Raw genomic sequence first — 26,817 nt, 5'->3', positions numbered from 1 at the left:
ATGACTGCGACTATAAAACTCGGCCAATTGGCCGAGTTCCTCGGTGCCACCTTGCGTGGCAGCGCGGAGAAAGAAATCACTGGGCTAGCCACTTTACAAGAGGCTGGCCCATCTCAGTTGAGCTTTCTGGCCAACCCGCAGTACCGAAAGTTCTTGGTCGATTGTCAGGCTGGAGCCGTTTTGCTCAAGTCAGCCGACGCTGAAGACTATGCCGGTGATGCTTTGGTGGTGCCGGATCCTTACCTGGCATACGCCCGTATTTCCCACCTGTTTGACCCCAAGCCCAAGGCGGTTGCCGGTGTGCATCCTTCAGCCGTGATTGCGGCGGATGCGATGGTAGACCCTGCGGCCAGCATCGGCGCCTTTGCAGTGATTGAAAGCGGTGCGCGCATTGCGGCTGGCGTGACCGTCGGGCCTCATTGCTTTATCGGTGCTCGCTGTGAAATCGGTGAGGGTGGCTGGTTGGCGCCGCGCGTGACGCTTTATCACGATGTTCGCATCGGTAAGCGTGTCGTGATTCAGTCGGGCGCCGTGCTGGGAGGCGAAGGTTTCGGTTTCGCCAACGAGAAGGGTGTCTGGCAAAAAATTGCCCAGATCGGCGGCGTGACCATTGGTGATGATGTCGAGATCGGTGTGAACACTGCCATCGACCGTGGTGCCCTGGCAGATACGGTTATTGGCAATGGGGTCAAACTCGATAACCAGATTCAGATCGCGCACAACGTGCAGGTCGGTGACCATACGGCGATGGCCGCGTGTGTCGGGATTTCAGGAAGCACTAAAATCGGCAAGCACTGCATGTTGGCCGGTGGTGTCGGTTTGGTGGGGCATATTGAGATCTGCGACAACGTTTTCCTCACCGGGATGACCATGGTGACTCACTCCATTACCGAACCGGGTGCTTACTCTTCCGGAACAGCCATGCAGCCAGCGGCTGAATGGCGCAAGAGTGCGGCACGTATTCGCCAGCTGGACGACATCGCGCGACGATTGAAACAACTGGAAAAACGCGTCGAGAAGTGACCCCTGACGGTATCGCTTCATCTGAAAGCTAATACTATTTCCATATCAAGCGCGCAGGGCCAAGGGTCTGTGTTCTTGATTTGCTAGAGGAGCGTGCCTTCGTAGCGCGCGCCCAATCTTTATTACAGGCTTCCCCACGAAATGATGGACATCAACGAGATTCGCGAATATCTGCCTCACCGTTACCCTTTCCTGCTGGTGGATCGAGTGGTGGATCTGGATGTCGAGAACAAGCGCATTCGTGCTTACAAGAATGTCAGCATCAACGAACCGTTCTTCAACGGTCACTTTCCGGCGCACCCGATCATGCCCGGCGTGTTGATCATCGAAGCCATGGCGCAAGCTGCGGGCATTCTGGGTTTCAAGATGCTGGACGTGAAACCTGCAGACGGGACGCTGTATTACTTCGTCGGTTCCGACAAACTGCGTTTCCGTCAGCCCGTGTTGCCGGGCGATCAATTGATCCTGGAAGCCAAGTTCCTGAGCTGCAAACGTTCGATCTGGAAGTTCGAGTGCCAGGCAACGGTAGATGGCAAGCCGGTATGCTCGGCTGAAATTATCTGTGCGGAACGCAAACTATGAGTTTGATTGACCCTCGCGCAATCATCGATCCGACGGCCATTCTGGCCGACGACGTCGTGGTCGGCCCTTGGTCGATCGTCGGCGCAGGTGTGGAAATCGGCGAGGGAACAGTGATTGGGCCGCATGTCATTCTTAAAGGCCCAACCAAAATCGGTAAGCACAATCGTATCTACCAGTTTTCATCAGTCGGTGAAGATACGCCCGATCTGAAGTACAAGGGTGAAGAGACACGCCTGGTGATCGGTGATCACAATGTGATTCGCGAAGGTGTGACCATCCATCGCGGCACGGTTCAGGACCGTGCCGAGACGACCCTGGGTGACCACAACCTGATTATGGCGTACGCCCACATCGGGCATGACAGCGTAATCGGCAACCATTGCATTCTGGTCAACAACGCCGCGCTGGCGGGCCATGTGCACATGGGGGACTGGGCGATCCTGTCGGGTTTCACGCTGGTGCATCAGTTCTGTCATATCGGTGCTCACAGCTTTTCAGGCATGGGCACAGCAATTGGCAAGGACGTTCCGGCCTTTGTCACGGTGTTTGGCAGCCCTGCCGAAGCCCGTAGCATGAATTTCGAGGGCATGCGCCGTCGTGGTTTTAGTGATGACGCGATTCACGCCTTGCGTCGGGCCTACAAGGTGGTTTACCGCCAGGGCCTGACGGTCGAGCAAGCACTTGCCGAACTGGCTGAACCCTCTGCGCAGTTCCCGGAAGTTGCGCTGTTTGTGGAGTCGATTCGTTCATCGACCCGCGGCATTACCCGCTGATCATGGCCAGGTTGCGTATTGCGCTGGTGGCGGGTGAGGCCTCTGGCGACATTCTGGGTTCAGGCCTGATGCGTGCGCTCAAGGCTCAGCACCCCGATATTGAATTTATCGGTGTAGGAGGCCCGCTGATGGAAGCGCAGGGCATGCGCTCTTACTTCCCGATGGAGCGTCTGTCGGTCATGGGGCTGGTTGAGGTGCTTGGCCGTTTGCGCGAGTTGCTCAAACGCCGCAAAGCGCTGATCCAGACCCTCATTGCCGAAAAGCCTGATGTGTTTATCGGCATCGATGCGCCTGATTTCACCCTCAATATCGAGCTTCAGTTACGGCGTGCTGGCATCAAGACCGTGCATTACGTCAGCCCGTCCGTGTGGGCGTGGCGGCAGAAACGCGTGCTGAAAATTCGCGAAGGTTGCGACTTGATGCTCACGTTGTTGCCGTTTGAAGCCAAATTCTACGAAGAGCATGGCGTGCCGGTGCGGTTTGTTGGCCATACGCTGGCGGACACCATTCCCCTTGAGGCCGATAAAGCCGCTGCCCGTGCCGAACTGGGGTTGCCTGACGGCCCGTTGGTCGCCTTGATGCCGGGAAGTCGTGGCGGGGAAGTGGGCAAATTGGGTGGGCTGTTCCTGGACGCTGCCCTAAAAATCCGCGAAGCCCGGCCCGACACACGTTTTGTATTGCCTTGTGCCAATGCTGCGCGCCGGGTGCAAATCGAACAGTTGCTGGCTGAGCGGGACTTGCCCTTGACCTTGCTCGACGGGCGTTCGCACCTGGCCTTGGCTGCCTGTGATGCGGTGTTGATCGCCTCGGGCACCGCCACGCTTGAGGCGTTGCTGTACAAGCGGCCGATGGTGGTGGCTTATCGCTTGTCGCGGGTTACGTTCTGGATTCTCAAGCGTCTGGTGAAAAGCCCTTACGTGTCTCTGCCCAACTTGCTGGCCCAGCGGATGCTGGTGCCCGAGTTGCTGCAAGATGCCGCCACCCCCGAGGCATTGGCCAAGACCCTGTTGCCACTGTTGGACAATGGCCAGGAGCAAACCCGGGGTTTCGACGAAATTCATCGTACGTTGCGTCTCGACGCTTCCAATCAGGCCGCCAAAGCGGTGCTTGAGCTGATTGCACACTCCAAATGAGTAAAGTGACTATGCAAATCGGATTGGACTTCAATCTGGTCGAAGACCTTGTGGCCGGTGTAGACGAAGTGGGTCGCGGCCCGTTGTGCGGCGCCGTGGTCACGGCAGCAGTGATTCTGGACCCGGCCCGGCCGATCGCCGGTCTTAATGACTCAAAAAAACTGACTGAAGCGCGTCGCGAAAAGCTGTATGACGAAATTTGCGAAAAGGCCTTGAGCTGGTGCATTGCCCGGGCTGAAGTCGAAGAGATCGACGAGCTGAATATCCTGCATGCCACTATGTTGGCCATGCAGCGCGCTGTAGAAGGGTTGAGCATCACCCCGAAACTGGCCATGATCGACGGCAATCGCTGCCCCACATTGGCCATGCCGGCCGAAGCCGTGGTCAAGGGTGACAGCAAGGTGCCAGCCATTGCGGCGGCATCGATCCTGGCCAAGGTCAGCCGTGACCGTGAAATGGCAGCCTTCGAGTTGCAATACCCGGGTTACGGTATTGGCGGGCATAAAGGCTACCCGACGGCGGTCCACCTTGAAGCCCTAGAGCGTCTGGGGCCTACGCCAATTCATCGCCGGTCCTTCGGGCCGGTGCGCCGTGCCTACGAAGCCCGTGAAGGCTTGACCGAGGTTTAGCCCCAAGGCTGATGTTTTTGCCAAGGCCCGGTACAATCCGGGCCTTGTTGTTTCCCAAAGCTAATAGACAGGATCACCATGCCGGCTTCATTCGTTCACCTGCGCCTGCACACTGAATATTCCCTGGTCGATGGCCTGGTGCGGATCAAACCGCTGATCAAAACCCTGGCGGGCATGAACATGCCTGCCGTGGCGGTGACCGATCAGAACAACATGTGTTCGTTGGTCAAATTTTATAAAGCCGCCATGGGTGGCGGCATCAAGCCGATCAGTGGCGCGGATCTGTGGCTGTCCAATAAAGACCCGGAAAACCCGTTGAGCCGCATCAGCCTGCTGGCGATGAACGGCGTGGGTTATCGCAACCTGACGGAGCTGATTTCACGAGGGTTTATTGACGGGCAGCGCAATGGCCAGGTCATCATCGAACGTGAATGGGTCGCCGAAGCCGCCGATGGGCTGATCATGTTGTCGGCCGCCAAAGAAGGCGAGATCGGTGTCGCGCTGATCAGTGGTAATACAGAGGAAGCCGAGGCGCTGGCCCGCGAATGGATGGAGGTCTTCCCGGACCGCTTTTACCTGGAAGTCCAGCGCACCCAGCGTCCCAACGATGAAGAGCATCTGCACGCTGCCGTGGCGCTGGCCGACAAAATCGGTGCGCCGCTGGTGGCGACCAACGATGTGCGCTTCCTCAAACAGCAGGATTTCGAAGCCCACGAGACCCGCGTTTGCATTGGTGAGGGCCGAGCGCTCGATGATCCGCGCCGCTCCAAGAACTACAGCGACCAGCAGTATCTGAAAAGCGCCGAAGAAATGGCTGAGCTGTTCAGCGATTTGCCGGAAGCGCTCGAAAATACCGTCGAAATTGCCAAGCGTTGCAATATCGAAGTGAAGTTGGGCAAACACTTTTTGCCTAACTTCCCGATTCCCGATGGCATGACCATCGACGAATATTTCCGCAAAGTCTCGTTTGATGGCCTTGAAGAGCGCCTCAGCGTTCTGCTGCCCAAGGACACCACCGAAGATTACGACGCCAAACGGCAGGTCTACGTCGACCGGCTGAATTTCGAACTGGACATCATCATCCAGATGGGATTCCCCGGTTACTTCCTGATCGTGATGGACTTCATCCAGTGGGCCAAGAGCAACGGCGTGCCGGTAGGGCCTGGCCGAGGGTCGGGTGCCGGTTCTCTGGTGGCCTATGTGCAGAAAATTACCGACCTCGATCCGCTGGAATATGACCTGCTGTTCGAACGATTCCTTAACCCGGAACGGGTATCGATGCCCGACTTCGACGTCGACTTCTGCATGGATGGTCGTGACCGGGTCATTGAATATGTGGCAGAAAAATACGGCCGCAACGCTGTAAGCCAGATCATTACCTTCGGTTCGATGGCGGCCAAGGCGGTTATTCGCGACGTGGCCCGTGTGCAGGGTAAGTCTTACGGCCTGGCGGATCGTTTGTCGAAGATGATTCCGTTTGAAGTCGGCATGACGCTGGAAAAGGCCTACGAGCAGGAAGAGATCTTGCGCGACTTCATCAAAGTGGATGAAGAAGCCGCCGAAATCTGGGAGATGGCACGCAAGCTCGAAGGCATCGTGCGTAACGTCGGTAAACACGCCGGTGGTGTGGTGATTGCGCCGACCAAACTGACGGACTTTTCGCCGATCTATTGCGATGAAGAGGGTGACGGCTTGGTCACCCAGTTCGACAAGGACGACGTTGAAGCCGCAGGGCTAGTGAAGTTCGACTTCCTCGGTTTGCGCACGCTGACCATCATTGACTGGGCGCTGAAAACCATCAACCGCGACCGCGCCAAGGTCGACGAGCCGCCGCTGGATATTGCGTTTATCCCGCTGGATGACAAACCGACCTACCAGTTGCTGCAAAAAGCCGAGACGACGGCGGTGTTCCAGCTTGAGTCGCGAGGCATGAAAGAGCTGATCAAAAAGCTCAAGCCCGACTGCCTGGAAGACCTGATCGCACTGGTGGCCCTGTTTCGTCCGGGGCCGCTGCAATCGGGCATGGTGGACGACTTCATCAACCGTAAGCACGGGCGCGCCGAGCTTGCTTATCCGCATTCGGATTATCAGTACGAAGGCCTGAAGCCGGTTCTGGCCCCGACCTACGGCATCATTCTGTATCAGGAACAGGTGATGCAGATTGCGCAGGTGATGGCGGGTTACACCCTCGGCGGCGCGGACATGCTGCGTCGAGCCATGGGTAAGAAAAAACCTGAAGAAATGGCCAAGCAGCGTGGCGGTTTCATTGAAGGCTGTGCCAACAACAACATTGACCCGGACCTTGCCGGTAACATTTTCGACCTGGTAGAAAAATTCGCCGGTTATGGTTTCAACAAATCTCACTCGGCGGCCTACGGGCTGGTTTCCTATCAAACCGCGTGGTTGAAAGCCCATTACCCGGCGCCTTTCATGGCGGCCGTGCTGTCGGCGGATATGCACAACACCGACAAGGTCGTGACCTTGATCGAAGAAGTGCGCACGATGAAGCTGCGTCTCGACGCGCCGGACGTGAATGCCTCCGAGTACAAGTTCACGGTGAACGACGAAGGTCGAATCATTTATGGACTTGGCGCGATCAAGGGCGTGGGTGAGGGGCCGGTGGAGGCGATTACCGAAGCGCGTCAGGATGGGCCGTTCAAGGACCTGTTCGATTTCTGCGCGCGGGTTGATCTCAAGCGCATCAACAAACGCACCCTTGACGGTTTGATCCGCAGCGGCGCGCTGGACCGTCTGGGGCCTTGCTTCCATGACGAGCCAAAAGCCTATCAGGCGAGCATTGATCAGAACCGTGCGATTTTGCTGGCGGCGCTGGAAGAGGCAATCAAGGCGGCCGAACAAACGGCGCGCACCCACGACAGCGGCCACGACGACCTGTTCGGCGGCGTGTTTGTCGAAGAAGACGCCGATGTGTATGCCAATCATCGCAAGGCCAAGGAGCTGACTCTCAAGGAACGCCTCAAGGGCGAGAAAGACACCTTGGGCCTGTACCTGACCGGCCACCCGATCGACGAGTATGAAGGCGAAATTCGCCGTTTCGCCCGGCAGCGCATTATCGATCTGAAGCCTGCCCGCGATACGCAGACTGTCGCCGGCATGATCATCGCCCTGCGGGTGATGAAGAACAAAAAAGGCGACAAGATGGGGTTCATCACGCTGGATGACCGTTCCGGCCGGATTGAAGCCTCATTGTTTGCCGAAGCGTTCCATTCAGCCCAGTCGCTGTTGCAGACCGATGCCATGGTGGTGGTGGAAGGGGAGGTCAGTAATGATGACTTTTCCGGCGGCTTGCGCCTGCGGGTCAAGCGGGTCATGAGCATGGAGGATGCGCGTACCAGTCTGGCCGAAAGCTTGCGCCTGAGGGTTCATCATGCGGCGCTCAAGGGTGATCAGTTGCGGCAGTTGGGCGAGGTGCTGAAGAAGCATCGCGGCGCCTGTCCGATCACCATGGAGTACACCGGCGGGGAGGCGAAGACCCTGTTGCAGTTTGGCGAGAACTGGAGAATCGATCCTGCAGACAGCTTGATTCAAGCCTTGCGTGACCAGTTTGGGCGAGACAACGTCTTCCTCCAATACCGTTGACGGTCAGGGGCGTGACCCGCGTCCTGATCTCGACCTGAATTTTTAATCTCGACCTGAGAGCGCCTGTCCCTTAAGGTAGGCGCGATACAGATCAACCGGCTGCCCCAGTCGGCTTGAAAGTGCCAGTCAATACTGGGCTTTCTGCCTGCTGGCATGCTTTGCCGCCGACCCAAGACGGATGCTTATGAACCCGAATTTTCTTGATTTCGAACAGCCGATTGCTGACCTGCAAGCCAAAATCGAAGAGTTGCGCCTGGTCGGTAATGACAATTCGCTGAACATCAGCGATGAAATCTCTCGCCTGCAAGACAAAAGCAAAACGCTGACTGAAGATATTTTCGGCAAGCTGACCAGCTGGCAGATCGCCCGCCTGGCCCGTCATCCGCGTCGTCCTTACACGCTGGATTACATCGACCACATCTTCACTGAGTTTGATGAACTTCACGGCGACCGTCACTTCTCGGACGATGCCGCCATTGTGGGCGGTATCGCGCGTCTGGACGATCAGCCCGTGATGGTGATTGGTCATCAGAAAGGCCGCGAAGTGCGTGAGAAAGTTCGCCGCAACTTCGGCATGCCGCGCCCTGAAGGCTACCGCAAGGCATGCCGTTTGATGGAAATGGCAGAGCGTTTCAAAATGCCGATCCTGACCTTTATCGACACGCCGGGCGCCTACCCGGGCATCGATGCTGAAGAGCGCAACCAGAGCGAAGCGATTGCCTGGAACCTGCGAGTCATGGCGCGCCTGAAGACCCCGATCATCTCCACGGTTATTGGTGAAGGTGGTTCGGGCGGTGCGTTGGCAATTGGGGTGTGCGATCAATTGAACATGCTGCAGTACTCCACTTATGCCGTGATTTCGCCTGAAGGGTGCGCGTCGATTCTGTGGAAAACCGCTGAAAAAGCGCCGGATGCCGCCGAGGCGATGGGCATTACCGCTGAGCGTCTCAAAGGCCTGGGCATCGTTGACAAAGTCATCGGCGAGCCATTGGGTGGCGCACATCGCGACCCTGCAGCCGCTTCTGCCACGATTCGCGCAGAGCTGATTTCGCAGTTGGACATGTTGAAGAGGCTGGACAACGAAACGTTGTTGCAGCGTCGTTATGACCGTTTGATGAGTTACGGTCTGTAATCAAGGCGAGACCGACAGACGCAGGGGTGAACCCGTTCGCCCCTGCAGGATTGTGCAATGTCCAACCTGACAATCCAGTTGCTCGAAGCGCTCAAGCCGTGGCGCAATGCCCCGGCCTGGCGCATTGCCCTTTCCGGCGGTCTTGACTCGACTGTCCTGCTGCACCTTCTGGCTCACCTTCGTCCAATCCATGCACTCCCCCCGCTGACTGCCCTCCATATTCACCATGGTCTACAGGCTGTAGCGGATACGTGGCCGGCTCATTGTCAGTTGCTGTGTGATGCCCTGGGCGTGCCGCTCACGGTGGTGCGCGTGCAAGTGTCCGCCGGTGCAAGTGTCGAGCGGGCAGCGCGGGAGGCGCGCTATGAGGCGTTCGAGGCGATCCTGCAGCCGCAGGAGGTGCTCTTTACGGGGCAGCATCGCGATGATCAGGCCGAAACCGTGTTGTTCCGGTTGTTGCGCGGGGCGGGTGTGCACGGGCTGTCCGGCATGCCGCGTGAGCGCAGATTGGGCCGCGGGGTAGTAGGGCGCCCGTTGCTGGATATTTCGCGTGCCGATCTTGAGGCATACGCGCACGCCCATGGTCTGCACTGGGTTGAAGATCCGTCCAATGAATACAGCGGTTTTTCCCGTAATTACTTGCGCCATGAAGTGATGCCTGTGTTGTCACGGCGTTGGCCGCAGGTGACCACAACGCTGTCGCGCGCGGCTGATCATTGTGCTGAAGCGCAAGGTTTGCTGAATGAACTCGCTGAACAGGATCTGGCACTTGCCGCGGCCGAGGCACCTTTTGCTTGGCTGGGTTTGCCCTCTCTGCAGCTTGAACCTCTCGACCGTCTGTCGGCTGCCCGTCAGCGCAACGCTTTGCGCCAGTGGCTGGCCGGTCTTACACGATTGCCTGATACCGCGCATTGGGCCGGTTGGGAGGCGTTGCGTGATGCCGGCGTCGATGCGCGGCCTGCATGGCGTCTGGCGGATGGCGAGGTGCATCGAGCGGGCGGACGGATCTGGTGGCTGTCGGGACAATGGCTGCGCCAGCCGACTGCGCCGATCACCTGGGATGAGCCGGCTCTACCCGTGTCATTGCCCGGGAACGGGTTGTTACGCATAGAGGGCGAGGTGCCCGAGGGCGCCTTGCAGGTGCGCTATCGTCAGGGCGCAGAAGTCATGTCGCTGGCAGGACGCGGTCATCGTGATCTCAAACGCTTGCTCAATGAGCGCGGGGTGCCGCCGTTTGCCCGTGGCAGATTGCCGCTTCTGTACCAAAATGAGCGCTTATTGGCTGTGGCAAACCTCGAGGGACTGGACTCTGACCCCAATGGACGCTGGCAATTGAAGTGGCTGCCAACTTCAAGCGATCAAGGTTTGAGCTGAAAGGGGCTTTCCGGTAGACTACGCTCCCTTCTTGATACAGCTTCTGTAGATTCACCGGAATTACAGAAGTTGCCGATTACCAAGCAGTCTTTGCTGGGCGATTTTAAAAAAATGTGTGGCTTGTATCGAACCGATGGTTGCCATTGGTCTGTTTCAACGCAGCAGTTTTTCGAAAGGTGCACTGTGACTAATGCTGGTGATTGGGGGCTTCGGCCTTCCTTCGCTTTCCCCGGCGGCTCTGACCGCTTTAACGCAGACTTCTAGGGTTTTTCATGACGCGCTACATCTTCGTCACGGGCGGTGTTGTTTCTTCATTGGGGAAAGGCATTGCCTCGGCTTCATTGGCAGCCATCCTGGAGGCGCGGGGACTTAAGGTCACCATGCTGAAGCTGGACCCCTACATCAACGTTGATCCGGGCACCATGAGCCCGTTCCAGCACGGTGAAGTGTTCGTCACACACGACGGCGCCGAGACCGACCTGGACTTGGGTCACTACGAGCGGTTCATCCGCACGACGATGACCCAGAACAACAACTTCACCACGGGCCGTGTCTACGAACACGTTCTGCGCAAGGAGCGCCGTGGTGATTACCTGGGGGCAACCATCCAGGTAATTCCGCACATCACTGACGAAATCAAGCGTCGAATCATCAAGGGCGCCGGCGATGCCGACGTAGCGATGGTTGAGATTGGCGGCACTGTGGGTGACATTGAGTCGCAACCGTTCCTCGAAGCTATCCGTCAGTTGCGCATCGAAGTGGGCGCCAAGCGCGCCATGCTGATGCACCTGACTCTGGTTCCGTATATCGCCACCGCTGGCGAGACGAAAACCAAACCGACCCAACACTCGGTTAAAGAATTGCGCTCCATCGGCCTGCAGCCGGACGTGCTGATCTGCCGCTCCGACCACCACGTGGATGTATCTTCGCGTCGCAAGATCGCGTTGTTCACCAACGTTGAAGAGCGCGCCGTGATTTCGCTGGAAGACGCTGACACCATCTACAAGATCCCGGGCATGCTGCACGCTCAGGGTCTGGATGACTTTGTTGTCGAGCGTTTTGGCTTGCAGTGCAACACCGCTGACCTGTCCGAGTGGGACAAGGTCGTGGATGCCAAGCTCAATCCTGAACACGAAGTCACCATCGCGATGGTCGGCAAGTACATGGAACTGCTGGACGCGTACAAGTCGCTGATCGAAGCGATGAGCCACGCGGGTATTTCCAACCGTACCAAGGTCAACCTGCGGTATATCGACTCCGAAGACATCGAAAACAAAGGCACTGAACTGCTGGAAGGCTGTGATGCCATCCTCGTACCGGGCGGCTTTGGTCTGCGCGGCGTAGAGGGCAAAATCACTGCCGTTCAATATGCTCGCGAGAACAAGGTGCCTTACCTGGGTATCTGCCTGGGCATGCAAGTGGCGGTAATCGAGTTCGCACGTAACGTATTGGGCTGGAAAGACGCCAACTCCACCGAATTCGATCGCAGCAGCGGCCACCCGGTGGTGGGTTTGATCACTGAGTGGGAAGACGCCACCGGTGCAGTCGAAACCCGTACCGAAACGTCGGATTTGGGCGGCACCATGCGTCTGGGTGCGCAGGATTGCCAGCTTGCAGCCGGTTCCAAGGTGCATGATTGCTATGCCAAGGACGTGATTGTCGAACGTCACCGTCACCGTTACGAAGTGAACAACAACCTGCTGCCTCAACTGATCGAAGCCGGCCTGAAAGTCACCGGTCGTTCCGGCGACGGTGCGTTGGTAGAAGTGGTAGAAGCGCCGGATCATCCATGGTTTGTGGCGTGCCAGTTCCACCCGGAATTCACCTCCACACCCCGTGACGGCCACCCACTGTTCAGCGGTTTCGTCAAAGCAGCATTGGCGCAACACGAGAAGAAGGCGTAATCAGCATGGCGCAAAAGATTATTCGCGTAGGCAATATCGAAATTGCCAACGACAAGCCTATGGTCTTGTTCGGTGGCATGAACGTGCTGGAAAGCCGTGATATGGCCATGCAGGTGTGCGAAGAGTACGTCCGTGTTACTGAAAAGCTCGGTATTCCTTACGTGTTCAAGGCCAGCTTCGACAAGGCCAACCGCTCATCTGTCAGCTCTTACCGTGGCCCAGGCCTGGAAGAGGGCATGCGGATTTTCCAGGACATCAAGCAAGCATTTGGTGTGCCGCTGATCACCGACGTCCACGAGCCTGCGCAAGCAGCCGTGGTCGCCGAGGTGTGCGACATCATCCAGTTGCCAGCTTTCCTGTCGCGTCAGACTGACCTGGTCGTGGCCATGGCCAAGACCGGCGCCGTGATCAACATCAAAAAAGCCCAGTTTCTCGCGCCCCAGGAAATGAAACACATCCTGAGCAAATGCGAAGAAGCGGGCAACGATCAGTTGATTCTCTGTGAGCGTGGTTCCAGCTTCGGCTACAACAACCTTGTGGTCGACATGCTGGGCTTCGGCATCATGAAGCAATTTGAGTACCCGGTTTTCTTCGACGTGACCCACGCGCTGCAAATGCCCGGTGGTCGTGCCGATTCTGCCGGCGGTCGCCGCGCCCAAGTGACTGACCTGGCCAAGGCCGGTATCAGTCAAGGCCTGGCTGGCCTGTTCCTTGAAGCACATCCGGATCCTGACAACGCCAAGTGCGACGGCCCTTGCGCCTTGCGCCTGGACAAGCTTGAGCCTTTCCTGGCTCAACTGAAGTCTCTGGATGAGTTGGTTAAGAGTTTTCCGACAATAGAAACCGCTTAACCCTCGATTCTCCGGTAAAGTACCGCACGATTTCTCGGGCCTCAGGGCCCGAGCCTTATCGTCCGCAAGGCTGCCTGTTATTCGACCCTTGCCGACGGTGACCAGATTTCCCTCAGCTGCGTCGTTTTCGTCAACTTTGGAGTATTTACAACAATGGCAAAAATCGTCGACATCAAAGGTCGTGAAGTTCTCGACTCCCGTGGCAATCCCACTGTGGAAGCGGACGTGCTTCTCGACAACGGCATCATCGGCAGCGCATGCGCGCCGTCCGGTGCTTCTACCGGTTCCCGTGAGGCATTGGAGCTGCGTGATGGCGACAAGAGCCGTTACCTGGGCAAAGGCGTGCTCAAAGCCGTTGCCAATATTAACGGCCCTATTCGTGATTTGCTGCTGGGTAAAGACCCGGTTGATCAAAAGGCGCTCGACCACGCGATGATCGCGCTGGACGGTACCGAAAACAAAGGCTCGCTGGGTGCCAACGCTATCCTCGCCGTGTCGCTGGCTGCCGCCAAGGCCGCCGCACAGGACCAGGACCTGCCGCTGTACGCGCACATTGCCAACCTGAACGGCACACCGGGTGTTTACTCGATGCCGGTTCCGATGATGAACATCATCAACGGTGGTGAGCACGCCGATAACAACGTTGACATTCAAGAGTTCATGGTTCAGCCAGTCGGCGCCAAGACTTTCTCCGATGCGTTGCGCATGGGCACCGAAATCTTTCATCACCTCAAAGCCGTGCTCAAGGCCCGTGGCCTTAACACCGCCGTGGGCGACGAAGGTGGTTTCGCACCGAATCTGGCGTCCAACGAAGATGCACTGAAAGTGATCTCCGAAGCCATTGCCAACGCCGGCTACACCTTGGGCACTGACGTGACCCTGGCACTGGACTGCGCGGCCAGCGAGTTCTACGAAGACGGCAAGTACAACCTGTCGGGCGAAGGTCAAGTCTTCAACTCCGAAGGCTTCGCTGAATACCTCAAAGGCCTGACTCAGCGTTACCCGATCATCTCCATCGAAGACGGTCTGGACGAGTCTGACTGGGATGGCTGGAAAATCCTGACCGATAAAATCGGTGAGAAAGTACAGCTGGTCGGTGACGATCTGTTCGTGACCAACACCAAGATCCTGAAAGAAGGCATCGATAAAAAGATCGCCAACTCGATCCTGATCAAGTTCAACCAGATCGGCACCCTGACTGAAACCCTGGAAGCCATCCAGATGGCCAAGGCGGCTGGTTACACGGCAGTGATCTCGCACCGTTCCGGTGAAACTGAAGACTCCACCATTGCCGACCTGGCCGTGGGCACGTCCGCTGGCCAGATCAAAACCGGCTCCCTGTGCCGTTCCGACCGTGTTTCCAAGTACAACCAGCTGCTGCGTATCGAAGAGCAGTTGGGGGCGAAAGCCAAGTACAACGGTCGTGGCGAGTTTCGCGGCTAAGCGGTAAGTGATAAAAAGACAGCAGATTGTGTCGTAACACTCGCCAGCGCGAGGGGTTTGACACTAATCTGGTGGCTACACGTACAAGCCTGGTTCGTCCAGGCTTTGTACTATTCGTGGTTTAGGTTTGTCGGCATGGCTGTCTTTTCACTGGATACCTGATATTCGATGCGCAGTCCCAATTGGTTGTTCCTTATCTTGCTCTTGCTGCTGGCTGGCCTACAGTATCGCCTGTGGGTGGGGAATGGCAGTTTGGCGCAGGTTACCGACCTGACTCAGCAAATCGCCGATCAGCGTGCTGAAAACGAAATTTTGCTTGAGCGCAACCGCGTGCTGGATGCGGAAGTGTCAGAGTTGAAAAAAGGCATGGAGACCGTTGAAGAGCGGGCTCGCCATGAATTGGGCATGGTCAAGGAGGGTGAAACCCTCTATCAGTTGGCCCAATGAACCGTTCCTCGCCGGCCTTTTGGGCCGTGATTCCTGCCGCGGGCGTGGGTGCCCGAATGGCCGCGGACCGTCCCAAGCAGTACTTGCAGCTGGGCGGACGCAGTATTCTCGAACACAGCCTTGGCTGTTTTCTCGATCACCCCGGTCTTCTGGGGCTGGTGGTCAGTGTCGCCTGCGACGATCCTTTCTGGCCGACGCTACCTTGCGCAGTTGATCCACGTGTGGTTCGGGTGGATGGCGGTCGTGAGCGTGCAGATTCGGTGCTCAACGCGCTGTTGCATTTACATGCGTTGGGGGCCAGTGACGATGACTGGGTGCTGGTGCACGATGCAGCGCGGCCCAATCTGGCCCGAGAGGATCTGGATAAACTGCTCGGTGAGTTGTCGGATGACCCGGTGGGCGGCTTGCTCGCGGTGCCGGCGCGCGACACCTTGAAGCGGGTCGATAAGCAGGGCCGCGTAGTCGAAACCGTTGATCGTCAATGCATATGGCAGGCCTATACGCCGCAGATGTTTCGTCTCGGCGCACTGCATCGTGCGCTAGCCGATAGCCTTGTCGCGGATGCCAACATCACTGATGAGTCTTCAGCCATGGAGTGGGCAGGCTTGTCGCCGCGCTTGATCGAAGGTCGTTCGGACAACATCAAGGTGACGCGTCCTGAAGACCTTGAGTGGCTGCGATTACGGTGGGTTAACCGCTAACACCGGAGCATCCTGCCTAGGCCGATGCGGCCGCGGCATAAAGGCTGCAATCCATTGCATGGCAAACATCGATCCGTTTTCCTCCCCAAAGGCGCTCAACCCCGTGCGCAAGTGAACTCACTGCTGGGCGGTTGAGTACTCTTCGCGTGTGGCCAGTGCTGCTTTCAGATAATCCACCAACTGTCTGACTTTGGGCGATAAGTTCCGCTGTTGTGGGTAAAGGGCCCAGACGGCCGTGTTGGGGGGTTGATGCGGTTCCAGCAAGGACACCAGCGCGCCGGTTTTCAAATGCTCAAGCACGTAGTAGTCGGGCAATTGACACAACCCTACGCCAAACAGCGCCGCATCCAGCACCGCCTGCCCACTGTTACAACGCCAGTTGCCTTGTACGCGCTGCGAAAATTCCCTGCCGTCTTGTTGCAACTGCCAGAGGTCCGAGCTGCCAATCAAACAATTGTGCCGGCCCAGTTCCGACACACTGTGTGGGCGTCCGTAACGTTCCAGGTAGGAAGGGGAGCCGCACAGGTACATGCGCCGTGGGGCCAGGCGAGTGGCTACCAGGCGTGAGTCCTGCAACCGGCCGAGCCGGATGGCCAGGTCCAGGCTTTCGTGCACCAGGTCCAGCGGGCGGTTACTCAGTTCAATGTCCACCCGTAACTGCGGGTACAAAGCCATAAATCGCGTGACCAGCGGCACGATAAAGCGTTCGCCATAAGCCACAGCGCACGTCATGCGCAGCAGCCCTTTGGGTTCGCTGGCCAGGTCGCCTATCGCACGTAACGCTTCTTCGCGTCCATCCTGCAAACGCTGGCAATGTTGCAGGAACGTCTGCCCGGCTTCGGTCAGTGTCACGCGCCGGGTGCTGCGGTAAAACAATCGCGTCTGCAAGCGCTCCTCCAGCCGTGCCACCTGACGGCTGATATGGGAAGACGACACCCCGAGTCGTTCGGCGGCCGCCGTGAATTGACCGCACTCTGCGACGGCAACAAATTCGTCTATACCTTCCCAGCGGTTCTCGTTCATGGAGGATTGTCCCTGCCTGGCAATAATGTTTTGCTTTTGGCCGGATTATTAATCAGCCAGCGCTGATTTACACTCCATGTCTTGTTTTTACTTTGCTGGAGACGATCGATGATCAAGTCACGTGCTGCCGTAGCCTTCGAGGCCAAAAAGCCGCTGGAAATCGTGGAAGTGGATGTTGCCATGCCCAAGGCAGGTGAAGTGCTGGTGCGGGTGGTGGCGTCGGGCGTTTGCCACACCGATGCGTACACCCTGTCGGGTGCAGACCCGGAAGGTATTTTTCCGTCGATTCTGGGCCATGAAGGCGGCGCAATCGTTGAAGCGATCGGTGAGGGCGTTACCTCGGTAGCGGTAGGCGATCACGTTATTCCGCTGTACACCCCGGAATGTCGCCAATGTAAGTTCTGCCTGTCGGGCAAGACCAACCTGTGTCAGGCGATTCGCTCCACTCAGGGCAAAGGCTTGATGCCCGATGGCACTACGCGCTTTTCCTACAAAGGTCAGCCCATTTTTCACTACATGGGAACGTCTACATTTTCTGAGTACACCGTGTTGCCAGAAATTTCGGTGGCCAAAATTTCCAAGGATGCTCCGCTGGAAAAAGTTTGCCTGCTGGGCTGCGGCGTGACCACGGGCATCGGCGCCGTGCTTAACACCGCCAAGGTCAAGCCAGGCGATACCGTCGCCATTTTCGGTCTGGGCGGGATTGGTTTGTCAGCCGTCATTGGTGCTGTGAAAGCCAAGGCTTCGCGGATTATTGCGATTGATATCAACCCGGCCAAGTTTGAAATCGCCAAGCAACTGGGCGCCACGGAGTGCGTCAACCCGAAAGACTTTGACCGTCCGATTCAGGACGTCATTGTGGATATGACGGACGGCGGCGTTGACTTCTCTTTTGAATGCATCGGCAATGTGCAGTTGATGCGTGCGGCACTGGAATGCTGCCACAAGGGCTGGGGCGAGTCGGTGATCATTGGCGTAGCAGGCGCCGGGCAAGAAATCTCGACCCGTCCGTTCCAACTGGTGACCGGTCGCGTCTGGCGTGGTTCTGCCTTTGGTGGCGTGCGCGGCCGTACAGAATTGCCGAGCTATGTCGACATGGCACAAAGCGGTGAAATCCCGCTGGATACCTTCATTACCCACACCATGGGGCTGGAAGACATCAATAAGGCATTCGACCTGATGCATGAAGGTAAAAGCATTCGTACTGTCATCCATTTCTAATCGGCAGCGGCTAGCCTCGCGCAAACGGGGCTGGCGGCCTGGAGTTGTCCATGACACTGGAAAATATAGCCTGCCAGAAGAGCTTCGGCGGCTGGCACAAGCGCTACCGGCATCGGTCTCAGGTGCTCGGTTGTGACATGGTGTTTGCCGTGTATTTGCCGCCACAAGCCGAGCAGGGCGCCACTTTGCCGGTGCTGTACTGGTTGTCGGGGCTGACGTGTACCGATGAGAACTTCATGCACAAGGCAGGGGCCATGAAACTGGCCGCTGAGCTGGGCTTGATCATTGTGGCGCCCGACACCAGCCCCCGTGGCGACGGCGTACCGGATGATCCCGACGGGGCCTGGGACTTCGGGCTGGGAGCGGGGTTTTATTTGAACGCTACTCAGCCGCCATGGGCGCAGCACTATCAGATGCACGATTACGTGGTGAACGAATTGCCCGCGTTGGTTGAAGCGCATTTCCCGGCTTCCCAGCGACGGGGCATCAGCGGCCACTCGATGGGCGGCCACGGCGCACTGGTGTGCGCACTGCGTAATCCGGGGCGTTATCAGTCCGTTTCGGCGTTGGCACCGATCAGCAATCCGATGGATTGTCCTTGGGGGCAGAAGGCGTTTTCTCATTATCTGGGCGAAGAACGTTCGCGCTGGCGTGAGTGGGATGCCAGCGCACTGTTGGCGCAGGCGCGTGAAAAGTTGCCGCTGTTGGTTGATCAGGGCGATCGGGATGACTTCCTGGCTGTCCAGCTCAAACCTGACGTGCTGCAAAAGGCGGCTGAACTGGCCGATTACCCGCTGACATTGCGTATGCAGCCTGGCTATGACCATAGCTATTTCTTTATCGCCAGCTTCATTGATGATCACTTGCGTCATCACGCCACTGCACTGGGTGCCTAATAGCGCCCAAGGCAGGTCAAAGTAGGTAGAATCACGCCCTGACTTAATCGGGGCGTTTTTTTATGCGTATTGGCCACGGCTATGATGTGCACTGTTTTGCTGAGGGCGACTTTATTACCTTGGGCGGTGTGCGAATCCCACATAAATTCGGCCTTTTGGCTCACTCTGATGGCGACGTGCTGTTGCACGCACTCAGTGATGCGTTGCTGGGGGCTGCTGCGCTGGGCGACATCGGCAAGCACTTTCCCGATACCGACCCTACCTTCAAGGGCGCTGACAGCCGAGCCCTGCTGCGTCATGTGGTTGGCCTGATCCACGCCAAAGGCTGGAAGGTCGGCAATGTCGACAACACCATCATTGCTCAGGCGCCAAAAATGGCACCGCATATCGAAACGATGCGCGCGCGGATTGCCGCGGATCTAGAGGTTGATTTGGACCAGGTAAACGTAAAAGCCACCACCACCGAAAAGCTGGGCTTTGTCGGCCGTGAGGAAGGCATTGCCGTGCATTCGATCGCGTTGTTGGTTCGCGCATGAACGAATTTGATCTGTTGGGCCCGCGCGCGTATGGCGACGCATTGGGTACGGCGGTGCTCAAGGCTACCGCTGACGATTTTCAGGTCGATGAAGTCCTGGATATTCCCCTGTCCGGGGATGGCGAGCATCTATGGCTGTGGGTGGAAAAGCGGGGTCTGAACACCGAAGAGGCCGCGCGCCGGATTGCCAAGGCCGCCGGTGTGCCACTGCGCACAGTCAGTTATGCCGGGCTTAAGGACCGTCAGGCGCTGACCCGCCAGTGGTTTAGCGTTCAGTTACCGGGCAAGGCTGATCCGGATCTGTCTTCGGCAGAAAATGACACGCTGACCATCCTCAAGACGTCGCGTCACAAGCGCAAGTTGCAGCGCGGAGCCCACGCGGCAAACGGCTTCACGTTGCGCCTGACTCAATTGTCGGGCGACAAGGACGCGTTGCAGCAACGTCTGGAGCTGATTGCCCGTCAGGGTGTTCCCAACTATTTTGGCACCCAGCGTTTTGGCTGGCAGGGCGGCAATCTTGGGGAGGCGCGTGATTACGCTGCCCGCAAGGCGTTGCCTGAACAGCGCAATGTACGGTCACGGCTGCTGTCGACCGCCCGCAGCTACCTGTTCAATCAGGTGTTGGCGGCCCGTGTGGCAGACGGCACTTGGCAGAAAGCTCAGGTGGGCGACCTTCTGGCCTTTACCGATAGCCGGAGTTTCTTCCCCGCCGGTGAGGCTGAATGCAGCGATCCGCGTCTGGCCATTCTGGATGTGCACCCGACCGGGCCGCAGTGGGGCGAAGGGGATTCTCCTGCCCAGGGCGCGCCCCATGAACTGGAACAGTCGATCGCCGAGCGTGAAGCTGATCTGCGCGATTGGCTGGTCCGAGCGGGCATGAGTCACGAGCGACGCATTCTGCGGCTGCCCATTGGCCGGTTGACGTGGCATTATCCAGAGCCTGACATTCTGCAACTGGAATTTGTACTGCCGGCCGGATGCTTCGCCACTGTTCTGGTGCGCGAACTTGTTGATCTGGTGCCGTTGGGTCAAACGGACAGCCTATGCGTATTCTGATTTCTAACGATGATGGGGTAAGTGCCCCGGGCCTTGCAGCGCTTCACGCTGCACTGGCCGATTATGCCGAGTGTGTGGTGATTGCGCCCGATCAGGACAAAAGCGGGGCCAGCAGCTCGCTGACGCTCGATCGCCCGCTGCACCCGCATACCTTGGCCAATGGTTTTGTCAGCATTAATGGCACGCCGACCGACTGCGTTCATTTAGGCATTCACGGCCTGCTGGACCCGCAGCCCGGCATGGTGGTTTCCGGGATAAACCTTGGGGCTAACCTGGGGGATGACGTGCTGTATTCGGGAACCGTTGCTGCGGCGCTGGAAGGCCGGTTTCTGCAACGCCCGTCATTCGCATTTTCGTTTGTGTCGCGTCAGCTCGATAACTTGCCGACGGCGGCCTACTTCGCTCGCAAGTTGGTGCAAGCCCATGACCAGTTGGACCTGCCGCCGCGTACCGTGCTTAACGTGAATATTCCCAACTTGCCGTTGGACAAGATTCGCGGCATTCAGCTCACGCGCCTGGGGCATCGGGCGCGTGCTGCGGCGCCGGTGCAGGTGGTCGACCCGCGCGGCAAGGCGGGTTACTGGATTGCCGCCGCGGGCGACGTGGAAGATGGCGGGCCGGGCACAGACTTTCATGCGGTCATGCAGGGTTATGTGTCGATCACGCCGTTGCAGCTTGATCGCACGTTTGGCGAGGCATTCAAATGTCTCGAGGGTTGGCTTGAGGGCTTGGGTTGATGGGGCGTGAACAGAGTGGCCTGATGCATCGCGGTATTGGCATGACTTCCGAGCGTACTCGTGAGCGGCTGATTCAGCGCCTGGTTGACGAAGGCATCGTCAATCAAAACGTGCTTGAGGTTATTCGTCGCACCCCGCGTCACCTGTTTGTGGACGAAGCGCTGGCGCACCGGGCTTACGAAGACACCGCCTTGCCGATTGGCAACAACCAGACGATTTCCCAGCCTTATATGGTGGCGCGCATGAGCGAGCTGCTGCTCGAAGACGGCCCGCTGGACAAGGTCATGGAAATCGGCACCGGCTCCGGTTATCAAACCGCCGTGTTGTCGCAGCTGGTTGAACGCATCTTCTCGGTCGAGCGCATCAAGGTGCTTCAGGACCGGGCCAAAGAGCGCTTGCAGGCGCTCAACTTGCGCAATGTGGTGTTTCGCTGGGGCGATGGCTGGGAAGGCTGGCCAGCGCTGGCGCCCTATAACGGCATTATCGTGACAGCAGTCGCTACGGATGTGCCCCAGGCCTTGCTGGATCAGTTGGCACCGGGTGGGCGCCTGGTGATTCCGGTGGGAGCGGGCGAGGTGCAGCAACTGATGTTAATCGTGCGCGAGGAGCATGGTTTTGCGCGTCGTGTGATCGGTAATGTGCGTTTTGTACCGCTTTTGAATGGCCCGTTGGCCTGACCCTCATTCATCTGCGCTGAATTATAGGGGCGGGCGGGGGTCATATAGCCCGACGCCAAGGCTCTGTTTAGCCTCACACGTGCTTTAAACGGCGTGTTTAAGTATCGGCTTTACTGTCTGTAATAGCTGCGTTGCCAGTTATACTTGCGCCACATTTCGGCCGGTACTGGCCATCTAATATTTAGCCACCATCAAAGGGAGCGGCGGGTGAGTCTCACAGTCATTGCGCAGCGTATGAGAACCAATAGCTATCACAGACTGGTGGTCGGTTTACTTCTGAGTGCCACGCTTGCCTTGTTGGCGGCCTGCTCCAGTTCACCCAAGAATGGCGTGCGTGTTGTCGACCGTAATGGTGTGGCCCAGCGTCCGGCCGTGACCACTGGGCAATACGTTGTCCGGCGGGGCGACACGCTGTTTTCCATTGCGTTTCGCTACGGATGGGACTGGAAGGCGCTGGCGGCCCGTAACAATATTGGGGCGCCCTTCACCATTGTTCCGGGACAGACCATCCGCTTTGACGGACGAGCCGGCACCCGTCCGACAGCCGTCGCGACCAGTACTGTCACGTCACCTTCATCGGGCAGTAAAACAACGGTCATCAAGCGTCAGGCCACCGCAACGAAGACCGCAGTTGCCCCGGCACCGATGCCTGCCGGTCCCGCTCCCAAAGGCTGGGGCTGGCCTGCAAACGGTATTTTGATCGGTAAATTCTCTTCAAACGGTAGTTTGAATAAAGGTATTGATATCGCCGGGGATTTGGGACAGCCTGTTTTAGCTGCGTCGGATGGCTCAGTGGTATACGCCGGGAGTGGATTGAGGGGCTACGGCGAATTAGTCATCATCAAACACAGCGATACCTACGTCAGTGCCTACGGTCACAACCGCAGGCTCTTGGTTCGGGAGGGGCAGCAGGTCAAGGTTGGACAGACAATTGCCGAAATGGGGTCAACTGGTACAGACCGGGTGAAACTTCACTTTGAAATTCGCCGCCAAGGTAAACCTGTAGATCCACTGCAATTTCTTCCACGCCGTTGATCAGTTACCAGCCCGTTCCTTGATGTAGTAAAGGAATGGGCTCCAGCATTGCCAAGGATTAGGCGAGGCTAGAGCTTGAGGTCGAACTCAACAAAGGACTATAAAATGGCTCTCAACAAAGAAGCGCCGGGGTTTGACATCGACGATGAGGTGCTCCTTATGGACCCTGATATCGTCATGGACTCGATGTCAGAAGAAGATGCTTCACCCCCTACAGTTCGTACCAAGTCCAAAACTTCATCTGCGTTAAAGCAGCATAAATACATTGATTACACCCGGGCGCTTGATGCGACTCAGTTGTACCTCAATGAAATCGGTTTTTCCCCGTTACTCTCTCCCGAAGAGGAAGTCCATTTTGCGCGTTTGTCGCAAAGCGGAGATCCGGCCGGGCGTAAGCGCATGATTGAAAGCAACTTGCGGCTGGTGGTTAAAATTGCCCGTCGCTACGTCAATCGTGGGTTTGTCGCTGCTCGACCTGATTGAAGAGGGCAACCTGGGCCTTATTCGGGCTGTCGAGAAGTTTGATCCCGAACGCGGGTTCCGTTTCTCGACCTATGCCACCTGGTGGATTCGCCAAACGATTGAACGGGCGATCATGAACCAGACCCGTACCATCCGTTTGCCGATCCATGTTGTTAAAGAACTCAACGTCTATCTGCGAGCTGCGCGTGAACTCACGCAGAAACTCGACCACGAACCCTCCCCTGAAGAAATCGCCAATCTGCTCGAAAAACCCGTTGCTGAAGTCAAGCGCATGCTCGGCCTCAACGAGCGGGTGTCCTCGGTGGATGTGTCTTTGGGGCCTGACTCCGATAAAACCCTGCTCGATACCCTGACAGATGATCGTCCTACAGATCCGTGTGAACTGTTGCAGGACGACGATTTATCCCAGAGCATCGATCAGTGGCTGTCGGAACTGACCGACAAGCAGCGCGAGGTGGTGATTCGCCGCTTCGGCTTGCGGGGTCATGAAAGCAGTACGCTTGAAGATGTAGGGCTTGAAATTGGCTTGACGCGTGAGCGTGTGCGCCAGATTCAAGTCGAAGGGCTCAAGCGCTTGCGCGAGATCCTGGAGCGTAATGGGCTTTCCAGTGAATCATTGTTCCAGTAGAGCGTGCAGTACCTGAAACCCCGGCTAAAAGCCGGGGTTTTTTATGCGCGATCAGTTATGCCTTCCTGGCGTATTGAATGGAAAACTACCGCGCCATGTGTTTTTTTCCTTCTGTCGATGGGAAAAAGTAACCAGCAACGGCATACATTTTTAATTCGCTGTTCGGAATTGGGCATTTGAAATGAGGTGCTGCGAGCGAAACTGGATATTTGTTTCGCTGTTTTGTAAGCCTTTACTTACTCTTCTTGTAAGCTAAAGGTTGAGGATGGATTAAGTGGTTAGATTTTCTTACTTGTTTTGTTTTTTAAGTTATTGATATATATAGACTTTATTTTTTGCTAGGTGCCTGGCGTGTAATAAAAATCTATATATGGTGCGCTTGCAGCAAACTTGGAAATCTCTAATATCAGAACTGTATCGACGGATCGATACATCGTTCAAGGATGGACGTTGAAGGACATCGCAGGAAGCGATTCATCAGGATGATGAAAGGGAAAAAAGGGATTAGGGAATAAATGTGGGCGGGTCAAACCGCCCCTTTTTTTACTTGGCCTACGTGCCACAGACGAATGCTTGATTTATCTCGCTTGCGTCTGAGTGTGACCCCCCTTATTTAAAACAAAACGCCCAAGGTCATTAAGGCCTTGGGCGTTTTTTATGGCGTGCGTTAAAGGCGCGTCATCTCAGCACCACTCACAGCGCCGGGTAGTCGATGTAGCCTTCCGGTCCGTGAGAGTAAAAGGTCTGCGGTTGAGGTTCATTGAGCGGGGCATCCGCCTTGAAGCGCTCAGGCAAATCCGGGTTTGCGATGTAAGGCACACCAAAAGCCACGGCGTCTGCTTTGCCAGCAGCCAGCAAGGCGTTGGCGCTGTCTTTGGTAAAGCGCTCATTAGCGATGTAAGGACCGCCAAACGCCGCTTTCAATTGCGGGCCCAGGCTGTCAGCGCCCTCTGCTTCGCGTGAGCAGATGAACGCGATACCGCGCTTGCCCAGCTCCCGTGCGACATAGCCAAAGGTTTCAGCCAGGTTCTCATCCCCCATATCGTGCAAGTCTGCACGAGGGGACAAGTGCACGCCCACACGACCCGGCCCCCAGACGCTGATAGCGGCGTCCGTGACTTCCAGCAACAGGCGGGCACGGTTTTCCACTGAGCCGCCGTACTGATCCGTGCGCTGGTTCGTGCTGCTCTGCAGGAACTGATCGAGCAGATAACCATTGGCGCCGTGAATCTCGACACCATCAAAACCAGCGGCCTTGGCGTTTTCTGCGCCTGTGCGATAGGCCTCGACAATGTCAGCGATCTCGGCTGTTTCCAGTGCGCGCGGTGTGGGGAAATCCACTTTCGGACGCAGCAGGCTGACATGGCCTTTAGCCGCGATGGCGCTTGGCGCAACTGGCGTTTCGCCGTTCAGGTAGGTGGGGTGCGAGATACGGCCCACGTGCCACAGTTGCAGGAAGATTCGGCCACCCGCCTGGTGCAACGCTTTAGTGATATTGGTCCAGCCGCGTACCTGAGCGTCTGACCAGATCCCTGGGGTGTCCGGGTAGCCAACGCCCATTGGCGTCACCGAAGTCGCTTCGCTGAGGATCAGACCGGCGCTGGCACGTTGCACGTAGTACTCAGCCATCAACGCATTCGGGACGCGGCCTTCATCGGCGCGGCAGCGGGTCAGCGGGGCCATGATGATGCGGTTGGGCAGTTCGAGCTCGCCCAGTTTGATAGGGTCGAAAAGGGTGGTCATGTCTGTAGCCTCTCGGATCAGTGTGTGGCAGTGGCCAGGTCGGGCGTCCCGCCCTGGCGAAAAGTAATCAGGGTCACCAGCAACGCCAGGACCGCCAACGCTGCGGCAGCCAGCGGCACGCTGGTCAGGCCGAAGCCATGTGCAATCACGCTGCCGCCTACCCAGGCGCCCAGTGCGTTACCGATGTTGAAGGCGCCGATGTTCAGGGTTGAAACCAGATTGGGGGCCGCTTTGCCGAAGGTCACGACGTTGACTTGCAGCGCCGGGACGGCTGCAAACGAGGCGGTAGCCCACAGGAACAAGGTGATCTCAGCCGGGATCACGGCCACGCTGGTCCAGGTCAGGACGGTCGATATCACGGCCATGGCGATGAAGACGCCCATCAGGGTGGCGGCCAGACGCTTGTCAGCCAATTTGCCGCCGATGATGTTGCCGACGGTGAGCCCGAGGCCGATCAGCAGCAAGGTCCAGGTCACGCCCCGCGGCGATACGCCAGTCACGTCACCCAGTAATGGCGCCACATAAGTGAAGAGGGTGAACATCGACGCGGCAAACAAAGCGGTCATGCTCAGGGACAACCAGATGCCAGCGCCTTTGAGTGCTCTGAGCTCGGCTCGCATGTCGAGTTTTTCTTCGTCGCGCTTGGTCGGCAAGAAGCGGATCAGGCCAATCAGCGCGATCACGCCGATGACGGTGACGGCGAAGAACGTCGAGCGCCATCCGGCGGCTTGCCCCAGCGCGGTCCCCAACGGCACGCCCAGCACGTTTGCCAGTGTCAGCCCCGTGAACATCAGCGCAACGGCGGAGGCGCGCTTGTTGGCGGGCACCAGGCCCGCCGCCACGACCGAGCCAATGCCGAAAAAAGCGCCATGGCAAAGCGCTGTGACTACACGGGCAAACATCAGCACGTTGTAATCGCTGGCCACAGCGCACAACAGGTTGCCGACGATAAAAATACCCATCAAGGCCACCAGCGCGGCTTTGCGTGGCAGCTTGGCAGTCGCCAGCGCCATGAACGGCGCGCCGATGGCCACGCCTAACGCGTAACCGGTGACCAACCAGCCAGCACCGGGAATGGAGACACCCAGGTCGGCAGCCACATCGGGCAATAAGCCCATGATGACGAACTCGGTGGTCCCGATAGCGAAGGCGCTGAGCGCCAGGATGAGAAGCGAGAGGGGCATGAAAATC

22 protein-coding genes and 2 pseudogenes are annotated in these 26,817 nt (G+C 57.6%); 21 read left to right on the top strand and 3 right to left on the bottom strand.

The annotated features are described in order from the left end of the window. From lpxD to ispD, 13 genes and pseudogenes are all read left to right on the top strand, one after another. Window positions 1–1,055: pseudogene (gene lpxD / locus IF654_RS17385) on the top strand (UDP-3-O-(3-hydroxymyristoyl)glucosamine N-acyltransferase). Between the two features lie 109 nt (window positions 1,056–1,164). Beyond that, window positions 1,165–1,605, top strand: a complete 441-nt coding sequence (fabZ, locus tag IF654_RS17380; RefSeq protein WP_047277196.1) for a 3-hydroxyacyl-ACP dehydratase FabZ — start codon at window positions 1,165–1,167, stop codon at window positions 1,603–1,605. Continuing rightward, window positions 1,602–2,378 carry an acyl-ACP--UDP-N-acetylglucosamine O-acyltransferase gene (lpxA, locus tag IF654_RS17375; protein WP_047277194.1) on the top strand — a complete coding sequence of 259 codons (777 nt, stop codon included), beginning with the start codon at window positions 1,602–1,604 and terminating at the stop codon, window positions 2,376–2,378. Before fabZ ends, lpxA begins: the two co-directional genes overlap by 4 nt. A gap of 2 nt (window positions 2,379–2,380) precedes the next feature. Further along, window positions 2,381–3,511, top strand: coding sequence for a lipid-A-disaccharide synthase (gene lpxB / locus IF654_RS17370; protein ID WP_047277192.1), 1,131 nt, complete (start codon window positions 2,381–2,383; stop codon window positions 3,509–3,511). Window positions 3,512–3,522: 11 nt separating this feature from the next. Beyond that, entirely contained in the window at window positions 3,523–4,140 is a 618-nt protein-coding gene (gene rnhB, locus IF654_RS17365) for a ribonuclease HII (protein ID WP_047277190.1), read from the top strand. A gap of 78 nt (window positions 4,141–4,218) precedes the next feature. Beyond that, window positions 4,219–7,740 (top strand): DNA polymerase III subunit alpha, encoded by a 3,522-nt coding sequence (dnaE, locus tag IF654_RS17360; protein WP_047281103.1) that lies wholly within the window; start codon window positions 4,219–4,221, stop codon window positions 7,738–7,740. 184 nt (window positions 7,741–7,924) lie between these two features. Then, window positions 7,925–8,872, top strand: a complete 948-nt coding sequence (locus tag IF654_RS17355; protein ID WP_095009062.1) for an acetyl-CoA carboxylase carboxyltransferase subunit alpha — start codon at window positions 7,925–7,927, stop codon at window positions 8,870–8,872. 57 nt (window positions 8,873–8,929) lie between these two features. Next, a complete protein-coding gene (tilS, locus tag IF654_RS17350; RefSeq protein ID WP_194862192.1) occupies window positions 8,930–10,246 on the top strand; it encodes a tRNA lysidine(34) synthetase TilS in 1,317 nt (438 codons plus the stop codon). 272 nt (window positions 10,247–10,518) lie between these two features. Next, window positions 10,519–12,150 (top strand): CTP synthase, encoded by a 1,632-nt coding sequence (locus IF654_RS17345; RefSeq protein ID WP_047277182.1) that lies wholly within the window; start codon window positions 10,519–10,521, stop codon window positions 12,148–12,150. Window positions 12,151–12,155: 5 nt separating this feature from the next. Then, the gene (gene kdsA, locus IF654_RS17340; protein WP_047277180.1) at window positions 12,156–13,001 is read left to right on the top strand and encodes a 3-deoxy-8-phosphooctulonate synthase; all 846 of its coding nucleotides are present in this window, start codon (window positions 12,156–12,158) and stop codon (window positions 12,999–13,001) included. 153 nt (window positions 13,002–13,154) lie between these two features. Next, window positions 13,155–14,444, top strand: a complete 1,290-nt coding sequence (gene eno, locus IF654_RS17335) for a phosphopyruvate hydratase (protein ID WP_047277178.1) — start codon at window positions 13,155–13,157, stop codon at window positions 14,442–14,444. Between the two features lie 168 nt (window positions 14,445–14,612). Then, a complete protein-coding gene (ftsB, locus tag IF654_RS17330; protein ID WP_047277176.1) occupies window positions 14,613–14,891 on the top strand; it encodes a cell division protein FtsB in 279 nt (92 codons plus the stop codon). Further along, complete coding sequence (gene ispD / locus IF654_RS17325) at window positions 14,888–15,592, top strand: 2-C-methyl-D-erythritol 4-phosphate cytidylyltransferase (protein ID WP_047277174.1); 705 nt, start codon at window positions 14,888–14,890, stop codon at window positions 15,590–15,592. The genes ftsB and ispD overlap by 4 nt, the downstream gene beginning before the upstream one ends. 117 nt (window positions 15,593–15,709) lie before the next feature. Here the strand turns inward: ispD and IF654_RS17320 are convergent, their stop codons facing one another. Further along, a complete protein-coding gene (locus IF654_RS17320; RefSeq protein ID WP_194862193.1) occupies window positions 15,710–16,615 on the bottom strand; it encodes a LysR family transcriptional regulator in 906 nt (301 codons plus the stop codon). Between the two features lie 108 nt (window positions 16,616–16,723). Here IF654_RS17320 and IF654_RS17315 point away from each other — a divergent pair, with 108 nt between their 5' ends. The 8 genes and pseudogenes from IF654_RS17315 to rpoS all read left to right on the top strand — a co-directional run bounded on the left by IF654_RS17315 (window position 16,724) and on the right by rpoS (window position 23,883). Beyond that, complete coding sequence (locus IF654_RS17315) at window positions 16,724–17,836, top strand: S-(hydroxymethyl)glutathione dehydrogenase/class III alcohol dehydrogenase (protein ID WP_047277170.1); 1,113 nt, start codon at window positions 16,724–16,726, stop codon at window positions 17,834–17,836. Between the two features lie 50 nt (window positions 17,837–17,886). Next, window positions 17,887–18,732, top strand: coding sequence for an S-formylglutathione hydrolase (fghA, locus tag IF654_RS17310; protein WP_047277168.1), 846 nt, complete (start codon window positions 17,887–17,889; stop codon window positions 18,730–18,732). A 62-nt stretch (window positions 18,733–18,794) separates the two neighbouring features. Then, window positions 18,795–19,268, top strand: coding sequence for a 2-C-methyl-D-erythritol 2,4-cyclodiphosphate synthase (ispF, locus tag IF654_RS17305; protein WP_047281100.1), 474 nt, complete (start codon window positions 18,795–18,797; stop codon window positions 19,266–19,268). Beyond that, entirely contained in the window at window positions 19,265–20,323 is a 1,059-nt protein-coding gene (gene truD / locus IF654_RS17300) for a tRNA pseudouridine(13) synthase TruD (protein ID WP_047281099.1), read from the top strand. The genes ispF and truD overlap by 4 nt, the downstream gene beginning before the upstream one ends. Next, a complete protein-coding gene (gene surE, locus IF654_RS17295) occupies window positions 20,311–21,060 on the top strand; it encodes a 5'/3'-nucleotidase SurE (RefSeq protein WP_194862194.1) in 750 nt (249 codons plus the stop codon). The genes truD and surE overlap by 13 nt, the downstream gene beginning before the upstream one ends. A 41-nt stretch (window positions 21,061–21,101) precedes the next feature. After that, window positions 21,102–21,737, top strand: coding sequence for a protein-L-isoaspartate(D-aspartate) O-methyltransferase (locus IF654_RS17290; protein ID WP_162199714.1), 636 nt, complete (start codon window positions 21,102–21,104; stop codon window positions 21,735–21,737). 207 nt (window positions 21,738–21,944) lie between these two features. Beyond that, window positions 21,945–22,772, top strand: a complete 828-nt coding sequence (locus IF654_RS17285) for a peptidoglycan DD-metalloendopeptidase family protein (RefSeq protein ID WP_047277158.1) — start codon at window positions 21,945–21,947, stop codon at window positions 22,770–22,772. A gap of 186 nt (window positions 22,773–22,958) precedes the next feature. Beyond that, window positions 22,959–23,883, top strand: a pseudogene (gene rpoS, locus IF654_RS17280) (RNA polymerase sigma factor RpoS). A gap of 693 nt (window positions 23,884–24,576) precedes the next feature. On the opposite strand, the gene IF654_RS17275 reads toward rpoS, so the two are convergent. Together IF654_RS17275 and IF654_RS17270 are read right to left on the bottom strand one after the other, a co-directional pair. After that, on the bottom strand, window positions 24,577–25,626 hold the full coding sequence (locus IF654_RS17275) for an alkene reductase (RefSeq protein WP_047277154.1): 1,050 nt from the start codon (window positions 25,624–25,626) through the stop codon (window positions 24,577–24,579). 17 nt (window positions 25,627–25,643) lie between these two features. Further along, window positions 25,644–26,810, bottom strand: a complete 1,167-nt coding sequence (locus IF654_RS17270) for an MFS transporter (RefSeq protein WP_047277153.1) — start codon at window positions 26,808–26,810, stop codon at window positions 25,644–25,646. Window positions 26,811–26,817 lie beyond the last annotated feature (7 nt).

The organism is Pseudomonas lundensis (assembly GCF_015377145.2).
GTDB lineage: Bacteria > Pseudomonadota > Gammaproteobacteria > Pseudomonadales > Pseudomonadaceae > Aquipseudomonas > Aquipseudomonas lundensis.
This window is presented reverse-complemented; position numbering and strand designations above follow the sequence as displayed.